Below are 13,821 nucleotides of genomic sequence, written 5' to 3'. Positions count from 1 at the left end.
CTAAATTCCCCTTTGTAAAAATACATTTACTGTGAAGGGGGCGTTTAGAATGAGCCTGTTTGATGATGTGAAAAATAAGTTCAATGAATTGGAAGATGGACGCTACTTGGTCAGAATTGATGGCTTTACAAGGGAAAAAACAGTTACCAATGCTAGGCCAATTAAATGGGAGTTAACCTTGATTAATGAGGTGATGGGTACATTGCCTCCTAAATTCAGCCATATTGAAACAGATGGCGGCTTCCGGATTTTAATGGAAGAAATAAAGAGACTGGGCTATCCGAAGCCCAAGTCTCCCGAAGAATTGGAAGCAACCCTTATTGACCTGAAAGGGACGTATGCAGAAATCGGCCTCTTTACGACCGACAAAATCGAGGGCTACCGGGAAGTGCGTTTCATCAGAAAAATGGTATGAACAAAAGCGAAAGCGCCTTCGTGACAGGCAAAGTGCCGCCTGTCCCTGCGATGATTATTCTGAGGAGCTTTCCTTAGTGAACATCGCCGTACAAAATGGAGGGGCTTCGACTGAGATAAAGGAATCACGAAGAGCGTAAGCGTGTTCGTGCATGACTTATTGCAGGGAGGAGACCTGAAGTTTGCTAGGCGATAGGCGCTCCTCATTACGCTATCGCGTAAATCGTCGATGCTTATGCTGCCGAAGACTTCCTTGTGTAGCTAGACGTAGACCAACTTGAAAAATGTTTTCCAAAGTTGCGAAAACTATAATTTATTTTACAAGAACAAATCCCCGCGGCGGATGCTGCGGGGATTTTGTTTCAATTATTCAGGTAGCCTTCAAGTCGATCCAGACCCTCTTTCAAGGTATCCATTGAATACGCATAGGAGAGGCGAAAGTATCCTTCGCCAAATTCAGAAAAAGCGCTGCCTGGGACAACAGCTAGCTTAGCCTTGTCAACAAGGTCAAGAGCAAATCCGAATGAATCTTGGTTCATCGACGGCGGGATTTTAACAAAAAAGTAAAATGCTCCGTCGGGCATAGGCACATCGAGTCCCATGGCAACTAGCCTTTCATAAACATAATTGCGCCGCACTTCATATTCCTTTTTCATAGGTAGCGCGTCGTCCTTTCCAAACGTTAATGCCTCTGTTGCCGCAACCTGTGCGATTGAATTTGCGCAGGTTACATTGTATTGGTGGACCTTCAAAATGTGTTTTGCCAACTTCTCCGGGGCAAAAAGAAGACCGATGCGCCATCCTGTCATGGAATGTGATTTGGATAATCCATTAATTACAATTGTTTGTTCCTTAAGGATGGAGCCGATTGAAAAATGAGCTTGCCCGTAAATCAGTTCGCTATAAATTTCATCTGCCAAAACCAGGATATCTCTTCCCTTTACCAGCTCAGCAATATCTTTAATCTCTTGTTCCGAGAGGCTGACCCCTGTCGGATTGGAGGGGTAAGGGAGGACAATGCATCTGGTTTTTTCTGTTAGATGCTTACGGATTATCTCAACTGTGAAACGAAACCCGTTTTCCCGAATATCGGCATGCACTGGTATAGCCCCGCATAGCCGAATGATAGGCTCATAGCCTGGGTAAATGGGACCCGGAAGAATAACCTCACACCCTTCCTCTAAAATCGAACGAAAGGCGATATCAATCGCTTCACTGGCTCCACTTGTTACTATAACCTCTGTTTGGGGGTCATAAATGAGACCGTATTTTTCACGGACAAAATCCGAAGCGGCCTGCCTTGTCTCGATCATGCCTGCATTATGGGTATATACGGTCCGGTTATCGTGGATAGCCTTGACTGCGGCTTCTTTTATATGTTGGGGTGTTGGAAAGTCAGGCTGCCCAATAGTAAGAGACACTACATTCTCTACATCTGACACCATATTAAAGAATTTTCGGATGCCGGAAATTTCTATTGCTTTTACTCTTTGATTAATTAAATGCTCCATTAAACAGATACACGCCTTTCCATTTTTATCATTCTTCAATCCTACAGGAAAACTGCAGGAAAGCGCAATATCATGCTTAATACAATCAAAACACGAGTTTTGGTTATTTAAGGGAAGGGATTTTTTTTGTATGTATAAAACACAATGAAAAAGCGCCGCATGGAAGCAGCGCTAATCATTAATAACTTTCACCCAGCCTTTTAAAGACAGGTTTTTGATAAGTTTTTTTCCGGTCGGGAGGATCGGGTGTTTCCTTTATGCCAGTGTATGCCTGAAGAATTGCTTTTGCATGTGTAAGTGGAATTGAAGCTTTAGGATTGCGGATCAGGTCATTAAGCTGGCCGAGATGAGGAAGTTCGGCAAAATCTTTTTTCTCGGGCGGGATATGAAAAGTATAATCTCCGCATTCAACGAGGACATCGGACTGCTGCTGGCTATTTTTTGGCCGATTTGAAAAGTGCAGACCAATTTTTTTTGCCTTTCCTTCCCGAAGCATCTTCTTAAGTGATTCATGTTTTAAAAGGTAAAGGTATTTTGGATTTGGCGCGGTCTTCGCATGCCGATTGACAATATAAATTGCCTGGGAGAGATTTTGAACTGACTGGATTGCTGGAGGTCTTTTCCTATTGCTGTCCAAGCAAAGTCTCCTTTCAATTATAGAATCATATTCTATTATACCCATTTTTGAATGATTAGAAAGCATCTAATTTAGACCCCTTTTCCCATCAAGTCATACATGCTTTTCTTCCTGCTTAATCCCAAATGCAGGGGCTGTTTTTCAGGCTTTTTTTAATTTCGGATAGATACTACCTTAACAATTAGATAGTTCTTATTATAAGGAGCAGATGGATGAAAAATTAAAAGTTATTTATGGTCACCAAATAAAACTTTTTTGAAAAGGCATTCCCAGTTACAAAATTCTTATAGTATGATAGACATATCGGGGAATTTGTAGATTTATGGTATGTAAACTTTTAGGGAATTAGCTCCCTGATCAGACTAATTAACATTGAATTTTTACAAGTTAGAGGATGATTTTATGGAGTTAATCAACAGTCCATCCGAACAAAAGAGAAATAAAGCCTCCAGGCGGGGGATGAAGATAGAAAAAATCCTTTACGATGTGATTTTTAAGCATATCAAGGATATGGTCTTCATTATGAAGGTCGATAAAGGTCCGAGTTTTCGGTATATTTTTGCCAATGAAATAGCGTCGAAAAGAATCACACTGACAGATGACCCGTTTGGGAAAACCTTTCAGGAAGTCCTTCCAGGAGAAGTGGCTGAGCATCTTCAGCAAGAATATGAAAAAGTACTCCAAACTGATTCTTCAACCTTGGTGTTTGACGCTTCCTTTCTTGAGAAAGGTAAGGAATACTATGGCGAGACAGTCCTCACTCCAGTCCGGGACTCTGAAGGGGAAATACAGTATATTGTCGGGATTACCAGGGATGTTACCACATCTCTGAATGAAAAAGATGCGATTATTCATGCTGGCCAACGGTATCGATCAATTGTCGAGCATAATATTGATGCCATTTTTTCAATTAATCTAGAAGGACAGATCCTCGAAGCGAATCCGGCAGCGGCAGCGTTGACCGGCTATGGAGAGTATATGCTGAAAGGCATGTCCATTTATGATTTGGTATATGACATTGATTTCGAAAGCTTCAAGAGCCTCGTAGAGGATACAGGGAACGGAAAAGCTCTTGAATCACTTGATTGCAGGTTTACTGGGAATGATGGACATTTGCTGACCTTGCATATCAGGACGGTACCAATCATTGTTTATGGGGACGTTCTTGGTATTTATGTGATTATCAGGGATATATCTGAGCAATCAAAGAATGTAGAAATGATTAGGTATATGGCTTTCCATGACCAACTAACAGGTTTGCTGAATAGGAGGGCGCTCCTTGACCGGCTTAACGAGGAGCTTTATTCACCTTCCCGGAATAAAAAGGAATTTGCCTTAATTTCAATTGATTTGGATCGCTTTAAACATTTAAACGATTCGCTTGGCCATCTTGTCGGTGATGAAATATTAAAGAAGGTTTCTGCCCGTCTCTCTGAATGCTCAAATGAAAGCTGTCTAGTCTATAGGCAGGGAGGGGACGAATTCAATATACTCCTGCTTGGGACAAACAGGAAGGCAGCCATCTTTTTTGCCCAAAGGATTTTGTCATTATTCAAAAGGTCATTTTATTTTAATTCACAGGAATATTTTATTTCGCCAAGTATTGGTATCAGTATGTACCCGAATGATGGCAAAGATGCAGAAACGCTATTAAAGAATGCCGATGAAGCCCTCTTTCGGGTTAAGGAACGGGGCAGAGCCCATTTCCAATTTTACCGATCCGACATGAACTCTTCTATCTCAAATGTTCTAGCATTGGAAACTCATTTACGGAAAGCAATTGATAAACAAGAGTTAAGCCTGTTTTATCAGCCGCAAATTGACCTTTCCACAGGTGAAGTAAGGAGCTTTGAGGCTCTTCTGCGATGGGATTCTAAAGAACTTGGCTCAATTTCGCCTGCCACTTTTATCCCTCTTGCTGAGGATACGGGGCTAATTGTCCCAATCGGCAACTGGGTGATAGAGAACGCATGCAAGCAAATTAGGTCGTGGAACCGCAAAGGATTCTTTGGTTTCAGAGTTGCTATCAATATTTCTCCGAAGCAGATGCAGCAGCCATCATTTGCAGCATTTTTAAAAGCTGCGGTCGAGAAATATTTGCCTTCTCCATCCTATTTGGAAATTGAAATAACAGAAGGCACACTGCAAAACAAAACCGAGGCAATCCCAGCGCTTCAAAGTATAAAAGATTTAGGTATTACTATTTCTGTAGATGACTTCGGTACAGGTTATTCATCCTTAAGCTACCTAAAGGAATTTCCGATTGATGTCCTAAAGATTGATAAATCCTTTGTAAAAGATATTACTGAAAACCAAAAAGACGCCGCAATTGCATCAGCCATCGTCCACCTTGGAAAAAGCCTTGGAGTTGAAGTGATTGCCGAAGGAGTCGAAAATGCCACACAAGCAGAATGGCTTTGTGGGGAAGGCTGCCATAAGGCGCAGGGCTTTTATTTCGCTAAGCCCATTACTGTAAAAGAAATCGAGAAAAGATACATGAAAACAAGCTTTGGAATACTCGAGGAATATAGCTAAAAGCCCTTATCCTATTGATAAAGGCTTTTTATGCTTTATTTTTAAGAGTAAAAACAGTCAATTCTGGCTTAGACATAAATCTGAATGGAAGCCGGGTTGTTCCGAGTCCGCGATTTACGTAAAGTGTCAGTGATTCTTCCGATCCAATAAAATAAAAACCTTCGTGATACTTTTCAGCGTACGGTGGTACGACTAGAGCCCCAATAAGGGGGACTTTTATTTGGCCCCCATGACTGTGGCCGCTTAATTGGAGGTGGATATCAAATTCAGCTGCTTCATCTGCTACATCGGGTGCGTGGGAAAGAAGAATTTTGTAGATGTTTTTAGGTACATTTTCCAAAGGCTTCGCAATATTGGGCTTTCCAAGCATTTTATCATCGATCCCAAGCAAGTAGAACGATTCACCAGTTCTCTCAATTGAAACTCCCTCATTTAATAGAGTTGTAAATCCTGATGCGTCCATTACTTCTTGATACAATTCGGTGCCGTAGCCTCCGTGATCATGATTTCCAAAAATCGCATATTTGCCTGCAGGCGCCTTAAGCCCTTGAAGGATGGAGATAATTTCATTTGGTGATTCATATGAATTCGGATCATCCATCAGGTCTCCACTAAAGACAATCAAATCTGGTTTTAGATTCGTAATTTTTCTTGCCAGTTTTTCCAACTGCTTTAAGCTGTAATGGAATCCTAAATGGGTATCGCTGAACTGGACAATTCTAAATCCATCCATGCCCTTAGGAATGAGTGCGTGTGAGATTTCGTGTGACTGAATATCCAGCAATCCAGGCTCAACTTCACGTGCATAAAAGTAACCCCCAGACCCTAGCCCAACTACAGCAAGCATTCCGCCGATCATTGTTTTTAGAAACGATCTTCGAGTTTGTTTTTTTTTCATATCATTTACCAGCCTGTTAATCTAATTTTCGCAGGGAATGCTTGGGAAACTTCCGTTATTCTATACTATCAAACTAGCTTGATGATTAGAAGCAAGACCACTTTCAAAAATCAGAAAGAATCTTCAGAAAAGTTAGGCGAATTGTGGTAAACTCTTTAGTTAAGAACGAATGAGGGGGAGTAGCATGAATGGAAAAACAGTTATTATAACAGGTGGTTCAAGCGGCATGGGAAAGTATATGGCCAAGAAGTTTGTAGAGGCCGATGCGAATGTTGTTATAACAGGCCGTTCCAGCGAAAGACTGGAAAAAGCCAAAGCTGAAATTGGCGGTAGGATATTAACGATAGAAATGGATGTAAGGAGCATTGAGGATGTCAGCCGGATGGTAAAAAAAACCGCAGATGAATTTGGCAGCATTGATTTTCTTGTTAATAATGCGGCTGGCAACTTTATTTGTCCAGCAGAAAAATTAAGTCCAAATGGCTGGAAGTCTGTTATTGATATCGTCCTGAACGGGACTTTTTATTGCAGCAGGGAAGTGGGCTCCTACTGGATTGAAAAAAAGATTCAGGGTCGGATCATTAATATGGTAGCTACTTATGCCTGGGGTGCAGGAGCTGGTGTTATTCATTCAGCAGCCGCAAAGGCAGGGGTTTTATCAATGACCAGGACACTTGCCGTTGAGTGGGGAAGGAAGTATGGCATCAGAGTAAATGCGATTGCTCCAGGTCCGATTGAAAGGACAGGTGGAGCAGATAAATTATGGGAATCGGAGGAAGCGGCCAAAAGGACGATTGAAAGCGTGCCGCTTGGCCGTCTAGGGAAGCCTGAAGAAATTGCCAGCCTGGCTCATTTTTTATTCTCTGAACAGGCATCATATATGAATGGGGAATGTATTACTCTCGATGGCGGCCAATGGCTGAACCAGCACCCTTTTTAGTTATTAAGTGGAATTAACCAGTAGAATCAGAAATGTTTGTAGAGCTGAGGGCAAACCGCTGTAATGTGTGGTTTGCCTTCAGTTCGTATTGCTTACCGGTAGCTAACAGCCCGGCATTTCAGTGCCTTCCAGGAAGCAATGAATTGCTCTTTATTTACTCGATGCTGCTTTTTACCGGATAGCGGATCATTGATATAGACATTGTTTGTATCAAAACCAACAAGGACTACAGCGTGCAAATCAAGAGGTGTCCTGATTCTTTCGCCAGCATGCATCCATGATTCCCAACGGTCAGGGAGGCGGTAGTCTCCAGTTGTCCAGACGACCACAGGATAACCTTTTTCAACATGAGCAAGAATGTCCTCAAATGGTTTTTTGGTCAGGTTTACAGCACGGCCAGGCAGATAGATATTGACTAAGTCGGCAATAGGCTGGTCATATACTGCATATCCCGCACCATTTTTGCCGGTCATATCTCCTACAAAGCCATCTGCTGGATTTCCCCAATTGGTAATATCTCTGCCTGAACGGACAATAGGGTCATGGTCTTTCCTTATTGCCCTGTACAATTCCATTTTTCCTGTTTTTACACCTGCATACTTCAGGACCATTGCAAGACTGGTCACCTCGCACCCATATCGTAACTCAGGATTTTGGTTGATCTGAACAACGTCAAGCTTAGTGGCACCGGGAACTTCCTGTCCTTTTTGTCCAATAAGATCAATTCGTTCCCCATGTTTGGCCTCGCTCTTCCCCATTTCAAATTGTTTCTCTTCCGGAGCCTGGCTTGTAAATACTTCTTTACGCGTTTCTTCGACTGCAGAAATACTTTTACCGTATTCACACCCATGAAGAAGCAAAAGAGTTGTAAGAAAATAAATTTTTCGCAAATTTATCCTCCTTTTTCAAGCCTGCTATTAGTATCTCCGTGCGAACCAGCCATATAAGCGGGACACCTTTCCAAGTGAAAGAAAGTCCGTTTTTTCTATTGACGGGGTTAATAGATCTCCAATAAGGGTATAGGATAAAGAATGTCTAATCATGCAACTATTTTACGAATTATTTTGGGACAAGCTCCTAGAAATAGCTGATAAAATATAAGAGCCCAAGTAGTGGGCTCATGCAGGGGGAGTTTAGATGAAAAAGACGTTGTTGGTGATTTGTGCCGTTTTGTTAATTGCCATGCCTATGTATCCACATGCAACTGAGGGGAAAAATAAGCCAAGCCGAGAGGAAATATTTACGGTTTTGGAAAATGCTTTTTTAGCTCAGGTGTCGCTAAGTGAAAAACTGCGGACAAAGGAAGAAATTAATGAAATACTTTCTGAATATTTTACTGAGGAATACGCAAAGGAATTTTGGGATATTAACGTTGCAGAAGAAAACGGAAAATTTGTTACATATGGAACTGATTTTGCCCCTTATTATATTCCATATTACCAATTCTCCGATAAAACAGAGGTTGTGTTTGAGGGAGACAAAGCGTATGTATTTGAATTCTTCCCCGAGACACATGAAGGTCCTGTCGGGTATGAGAGCCATTTTGAAGGCTTGCTTCTTGTAAAGAATGGAGACAGTTGGAAAGTTGCTGAATACCTATACGACACTATACCGGAATCAGTGATTGAGCAAGCTGATTCTCACGTTAAATTAATTAATGCAAATAATCAGGTGGTTGAGGAGGCTGAAACCACGAAAGAAGTGGAAGCTGCCTCACTGCAATTCCAGCTGGGCATGAATCCAATAGGAAATCTAATTCAATATGGGGCAATCATAAGCTCAGGTGAGACTGAAAGCATCTCGGCGCTATTTGAACAAAATGACGATCAGCTTGTAATGGGATATTAGCTAAAACAGTTTTAAGCCGCTACTTAAAATTTAAGGGCGGCTTTTTAAATTTCACAATATTTTTTTATAAAACATCAGTTTTTACTTGTCTATACCCACTCACTTACTTTATGCTGTTAATATTGGCAAGCAAGAAAACCTATTTGCAGATTATGGATATTCCCTGTATGGATAGAAATAGTTATGTAGAGAAATCTAATTACAAGGGCTTGTTTGTTTTTTGAAAGGAGAGAGAGCATGTCACAGCTTCAAGGGATCATTACCCGTTTAAAAAACCTTCAGGAACAATCGAATAGCGGTGAACCTGCCCAGCGATATTTTGAAGTGAATGGTGAGAGGAAGTGCCAGGTCACTTTCCACCCAAAGACTGAAACTTTTGAACTGGAAGTATACAACGAAAAGGAAAAGCCAAAACGTTATCAATTCGATAATATCGACATGATTACGATTGAAATTTTTGACTTGATCCAATAACACCAAGGGAACCTAATGGTTCCTTTTTCTGTTTGGTAAACCGCTAATGCGACGCCAGCATCGTATTAAAAATAAATCACGATATGATGCAGGAGAGCATCAGTTATAATAGGTGGTTAAGTTTGGTATCAGCGCTTCGAAATAACCCATACATAATCTTTTATGTTAGAATATAATAGTGTATAAACCTAATTTGAGGAGTATTCGTAAATGATAAGTCTTCATAGTGGAGAATTCCTGGAAATGAACATAAGGGATTTGATGATCCCATCAGAAAGGACTGCTCACGTACAGGTAGGGAATAACCTTGAACATGCTTTACTCGTCCTTACCAAAAGCAGGTATACCGCAGTTCCGGTCTTAGATCCTCATTATCGGCTTCGCGGGCTGATAAGTACGACTCTTATTATGGATTCAATTCTCGGCCTCGAGCGGATTGAATTTGAATTGCTTGAAAGAAAAAGAGTCGAAGAAGTCATGAACGTTACGGTACCTCGCGTAAAAATGGATGTTCCAATTAACAAGTGCATTGAATTGTTGATTAACCATCCTTTTCTTTGCATTGAGTCTGGTGAGGGGTACTTTGAAGGGATTCTTCCGCGAAGTACAGTATTGAACCAGTTGAACAGACATTTAAAAAAACTAAATAAAAAACATGGCTAATATAGGCTCCCGGGAACGGGAGCCATCTTACATTGTATGATGGTTTAGTGAGACGATAAAGGGGTGCGCTTTGTGTGGGAAGCCATTAATAAAGGAATACATAACGGTAAAAAAACGAATAGGCCTTTTGTGCTTGCTTCTGTCATGCTGGCCATGTTTATGAGTGCTGTTGAAGCCACAATCGTTTCTACTGCTATGCCGGCAATTGTCGGTGATTTAGGGGGTTTTTCACTTTATAGCTGGGTGTTTTCTGCTTATTTATTGATGAACGCCATTACAGTACTCATTTATGGTAAATTGGCAGATCTTTTTGGGAGAAAACCTGTTATTCTCTTTGGCCTAACCTTTTTCATGATTGGTTCTATTCTTTGTGGTTTTGCTGAATCAATGCAAATGTTGATTGTATTCAGACTGATCCAGGGATTTGGAGCAGGTGCCGTAACACCGATAGCATCAACAATAGTCGGTGATATTTATACAACGGAGGAACGGGCGAAAATCCAGGGATATCTGTCCAGTGTCTGGGGGGTATCTGCCGTAATGGGTCCGGCAATTGGGGGCCTGCTTGTCGAATATGTCAGCTGGCATTATGTATTCTGGGTTAATATTCCGCTTGGGCTCCTTTCTATGGTTGGCCTTTGGTTCTTTCTTCATGAGAATGTCGAGAAAAAGAAACGGGAAATTGATTATATGGGTGCCATTCTTTTGACAATTGGTATATCTGCACTCATGTTTATTCTAGTGGAAGGCGGGACCAGGTGGGAATGGGCCTCCACACCAGCTTTGTCCTTAATTGCAGTGACCATTTTAGCATTAGGCTTATTTGTATTTCAGGAGAAACGGGCGGCAGAGCCAATAATGCCATTTTCAATTTGGAAGGAAAAATCTATTCTCATAGCTAACAGTGTCTCTTTAACTACAGGAATCATGCTGATAGGGATTTCAAGTTTTTTGCCAGCGTTCGTACAAGGTGTCATGGAACAATCCCCCATTGTTGCCGGATTTACCTTGACAGCCATGTCTATTGGCTGGCCGATTGCTTCCTCAATTTCAGGCAGGCTGATCCTAACGAAGGGCTATCGGACAACCTCCTTGCTGGGTGGTGTCTTCCTTATTATTGGTGGTACGGTTTTCGCATTTATGACACCAGAAGCGGGCCCTGCCATGGCAGCAGCTGGGTCGTTCATTATAGGTTTAGGAATGGGGCTTACATCAACAGCGTTTATTGTTCTGATTCAAAGTACGGTAAGCTGGCAACAGAGGGGAATTGCAACAGCATCGAATATGTTCATGAGGAATTTGGGTAATACAATCGGTGCAGCGCTTTTAGGCGGCATCCTCAACAGCCGCTTCTCTGCCTACCTTGCTGACAAAGGAGAAGAAGGAGAAGGTCTGACTCTTGATAGCGCAAATATTCTCCTCGATAAAGCAGAAAGGGAAAACTTGCCTACAGGTGTCCTTGAAATACTTCAGGAAGGCTTGACGATTTCCCTTCATACTGTATATCTGGGTGTCTTGCTATTTGCTGTTATCAGTATGGTTTTGATAGCTTTTTTACCAATAATGGTAAAACAGAAAGGTTAAATTCGGGTTACTGGGTTTTTTATTGGCTGAGTTAAAAATGCCTGCTGATTTCCGCTCCACAAAGGGGAAGCTCCTTAGAATTGTCATCGCAGGGACAGGCGTTTTTTGCCTGTCACGAGGCGCTACGCTTTGCACGGGCGGCCTGGGAGCCTGTCTTGCTGCGGCTCCTAGCTAGTTTTCTTCTTGACTAAGCATCCTGATTATCTTGTAACAATCATGGCTTTGGAAAAGCGATGATTGTTACAGCTCGAGGTCGCTTCTGTCCTTCAGCTGAAGTCAAAGAATGACCTCTGCTTCTGGCCCTCTAGCGCTTGTCGAGCTGGGCAGTCGCCTCCGCATTTCTTTCTCCTCGGCGCGAGCGCCTGCGGGGTCTCCCACTGACCTTTTCTCCCGTTAGGACGTTGAATAATCTTCCCAGAAAAAGCACCGCAGGAGAAAATGCGGTTGTAGCGTTTTTCGAACGAGTCTTCTCGCCTTCCGCTCCATTCAACAATGGTTTGAAATCTGCAATATCCACGAATACAGCTTTTTCATAAATGTTTTAGTATGAAATTTACGATATAATAATAAAAAACCTATGGAGGAAAACGGATGTCGTCGCTTTCTGAGTTCCAACTGCTTTCGGTCCTGGCGCAGGAAATGAATATGAGAAAGGCCTCTGAACGTCTTTTTGTCTCACAGCCAGCCCTGTCCCAGCGCCTTCAGACCATTGAAAAGGAGTGGGGGACAAAACTGTTTATCCGTTCTCAAAAAGGGCTATCGCTTACTCCTCAGGGAGAAGAGGTCATTCGTTTCGTTAACGATGTTCTCAGTGAGGAGGAAAAGGTCAGGGAAGCCATTCACTCCATGGAATCCGGAGTTGCCGGTACTCTTAAAATAGCAGTGGCTACAATTGTTGGACAGCATTGGCTGCCGAGGGTATTGAAAAAGTTCGTCGAGCGTTATCCACAGGCTAAAATATCACTGGTAACGGGATGGAGCAGTGAAATCCTCAAGTCGTTATATGACCATCAGGCCCATATAGGCATTATTAGAGGGACTCCAGACTGGAAAGGGAAGAAGGTTCACCTTTTTGAAGATAGGCTGTTCTTGGTGGACAGAGAGATCTCATCAATCGATCAAGTTCTCAAGACAGACAGGCCATTCATCCAGTTTAAAAGTGATTCTAACTATTATCAGGAAATCCAGGAATGGTGGCACCGCCAATTTAAACTGCCGCCTAAAAGGACAGTCATTGTTGACCAGATTGAAACATGCAAGCAAATGGCCTTTAATGGGATTGGATATGCAATCCTTCCTGAAATCACTCTTGATGGAGCAGGGGACGATATTTTCAAACTTGAATTACTCAATGAAGATAACCAGCCTATCAAAAGGGATACCTGGTTGCTAGGGTACGAATCCTCATTTGAACTAAAGCAGGTACGAGCCTTTACCGAACTTGTCCTCGAGCATATTAACGAAGGAAAATGATAATGCTTTTTCTTGTTTTCAATCTAGCTGTTTGGTAAAGTATGATTCAGTACATACATAATGGAGGGGTATATAATGAAAATGATGGACGCCAACGAAATTATTTCGTTCATTCAGAATGCAAAAAAATCCACGCCAGTTAAGGTTTACATAAAAGGCGATCTCGAAGGACTTGACTTTGGTGCAGATTCTAAAACGTTTATCACTGGCAATACAGGTGTAGTTTTTGGTGAGTGGTCTGATATCAATCCAATCATTGAGCAAAACCAGGCAAAAATTGACGATTATATCATTGAAAGTGACCGCAGGAATTCTGCTATCCCGCTTTTGGATACCAAAAATATTAAAGCCAGGATTGAGCCCGGCGCAATTATTCGTGATCAAGTTGAAATTGGTGACAATGCCGTTATTATGATGGGAGCCCTCATTAATATTGGTGCCGTGATTGGCGAGGGTACAATGATTGATATGGGCGTTATCATGGGCGGCAGGGCTACTGTCGGAAAAAACTGTCATATTGGGGCAGGAACGGTACTGGCAGGGGTAATTGAGCCGCCTTCAGCAAAACCTGTTATTATCGAAGATGAGGTTGTTATTGGTGCTAATGCAGTTGTCATTGAAGGTGTCACAGTCGGGAAAGGTGCAGTTGTTGCAGCTGGATCGATTGTGCTCGAAGATGTACCGGCAAACACGCTTGTCGCTGGTGCGCCTGCTAGAGTAATTAAGGAAATTGATGAAAAAACAAAATCAAAAACTGAGATCATGAACGAATTGCGCCAGCTGTAATCACGCGATAACGATTCGTTGAATGGTACGAAAAGGAAAGTGTGGAGCAATCCGCACT

The 13,821-nt window shown here is 42.1% G+C and carries 13 protein-coding genes; 9 read left to right on the top strand and 4 right to left on the bottom strand.

Going from position 1 to position 13,821, the window contains the following annotated elements:
• The first annotated feature begins 49 nt into the window (after nt 1-49).
• The gene (locus tag TY16_RS19705; RefSeq protein WP_043933507.1) at nt 50-415 is read left to right on the top strand and encodes a hypothetical protein; all 366 of its coding nucleotides are present in this window, start codon (nt 50-52) and stop codon (nt 413-415) included.
• Between the two features lie 361 nt (nt 416-776).
• Here the strand turns inward: TY16_RS19705 and TY16_RS19700 are convergent, their stop codons facing one another.
• Nucleotides 777-1,925 carry an aminotransferase A gene (locus TY16_RS19700; protein WP_043933506.1) on the bottom strand — a complete coding sequence of 383 codons (1,149 nt, stop codon included), beginning with the start codon at nt 1,923-1,925 and terminating at the stop codon, nt 777-779.
• Between the two features lie 178 nt (nt 1,926-2,103).
• Entirely contained in the window at nt 2,104-2,562 is a 459-nt protein-coding gene (locus tag TY16_RS19695) for a YkyB family protein (protein ID WP_043934852.1), read from the bottom strand.
• A 402-nt stretch (nt 2,563-2,964) separates the two neighbouring features.
• On the opposite strand from TY16_RS19695, the gene TY16_RS19690 reads away from it, so the two are divergent.
• Complete coding sequence (locus tag TY16_RS19690; protein WP_231505651.1) at nt 2,965-5,097, top strand: sensor domain-containing protein; 2,133 nt, start codon at nt 2,965-2,967, stop codon at nt 5,095-5,097.
• A 28-nt stretch (nt 5,098-5,125) separates the two neighbouring features.
• Here the strand turns inward: TY16_RS19690 and TY16_RS19685 are convergent, their stop codons facing one another.
• Nucleotides 5,126-5,995 (bottom strand): metallophosphoesterase, encoded by an 870-nt coding sequence (locus TY16_RS19685; RefSeq protein WP_043933505.1) that lies wholly within the window; start codon nt 5,993-5,995, stop codon nt 5,126-5,128.
• A gap of 184 nt (nt 5,996-6,179) precedes the next feature.
• On the opposite strand from TY16_RS19685, the gene fadH reads away from it, so the two are divergent.
• On the top strand, nt 6,180-6,935 hold the full coding sequence (gene fadH / locus TY16_RS19680; RefSeq protein WP_043933504.1) for a 2,4-dienoyl-CoA reductase: 756 nt from the start codon (nt 6,180-6,182) through the stop codon (nt 6,933-6,935).
• 92 nt (nt 6,936-7,027) lie between these two features.
• Here the strand turns inward: fadH and TY16_RS19675 are convergent, their stop codons facing one another.
• On the bottom strand, nt 7,028-7,825 hold the full coding sequence (locus TY16_RS19675; protein WP_231505650.1) for a C39 family peptidase: 798 nt from the start codon (nt 7,823-7,825) through the stop codon (nt 7,028-7,030).
• Between the two features lie 247 nt (nt 7,826-8,072).
• On the opposite strand from TY16_RS19675, the gene TY16_RS19670 reads away from it, so the two are divergent.
• The 6 genes from TY16_RS19670 (at nt 8,073) to dapD (ending at nt 13,763) form a co-directional block, all read left to right on the top strand.
• Entirely contained in the window at nt 8,073-8,783 is a 711-nt protein-coding gene (locus TY16_RS19670; protein ID WP_052342801.1) for a DUF3993 domain-containing protein, read from the top strand.
• Nucleotides 8,784-9,020: 237 nt separating this feature from the next.
• Nucleotides 9,021-9,257 (top strand): YkuJ family protein, encoded by a 237-nt coding sequence (locus TY16_RS19665; RefSeq protein WP_043933503.1) that lies wholly within the window; start codon nt 9,021-9,023, stop codon nt 9,255-9,257.
• 210 nt (nt 9,258-9,467) lie between these two features.
• Nucleotides 9,468-9,920 carry a cyclic-di-AMP-binding protein CbpB gene (gene cbpB, locus TY16_RS19660; protein ID WP_043933502.1) on the top strand — a complete coding sequence of 151 codons (453 nt, stop codon included), beginning with the start codon at nt 9,468-9,470 and terminating at the stop codon, nt 9,918-9,920.
• A 72-nt stretch (nt 9,921-9,992) separates the two neighbouring features.
• Nucleotides 9,993-11,504 carry an MDR family MFS transporter gene (locus tag TY16_RS19655; RefSeq protein WP_043933501.1) on the top strand — a complete coding sequence of 504 codons (1,512 nt, stop codon included), beginning with the start codon at nt 9,993-9,995 and terminating at the stop codon, nt 11,502-11,504.
• Nucleotides 11,505-12,095: 591 nt separating this feature from the next.
• Nucleotides 12,096-12,977 carry a LysR family transcriptional regulator gene (locus TY16_RS19650; protein ID WP_043933500.1) on the top strand — a complete coding sequence of 294 codons (882 nt, stop codon included), beginning with the start codon at nt 12,096-12,098 and terminating at the stop codon, nt 12,975-12,977.
• A gap of 75 nt (nt 12,978-13,052) precedes the next feature.
• The gene (gene dapD, locus TY16_RS19645; protein WP_043933499.1) at nt 13,053-13,763 is read left to right on the top strand and encodes a 2,3,4,5-tetrahydropyridine-2,6-dicarboxylate N-acetyltransferase; all 711 of its coding nucleotides are present in this window, start codon (nt 13,053-13,055) and stop codon (nt 13,761-13,763) included.
• Nucleotides 13,764-13,821 lie beyond the last annotated feature (58 nt).

This window comes from Bacillus sp. EB01, assembly GCF_000613125.1.
Lineage (GTDB): Bacteria > Bacillota > Bacilli > Bacillales > Cytobacillaceae > Bacillus_D.
This window is presented reverse-complemented; position numbering and strand designations above follow the sequence as displayed.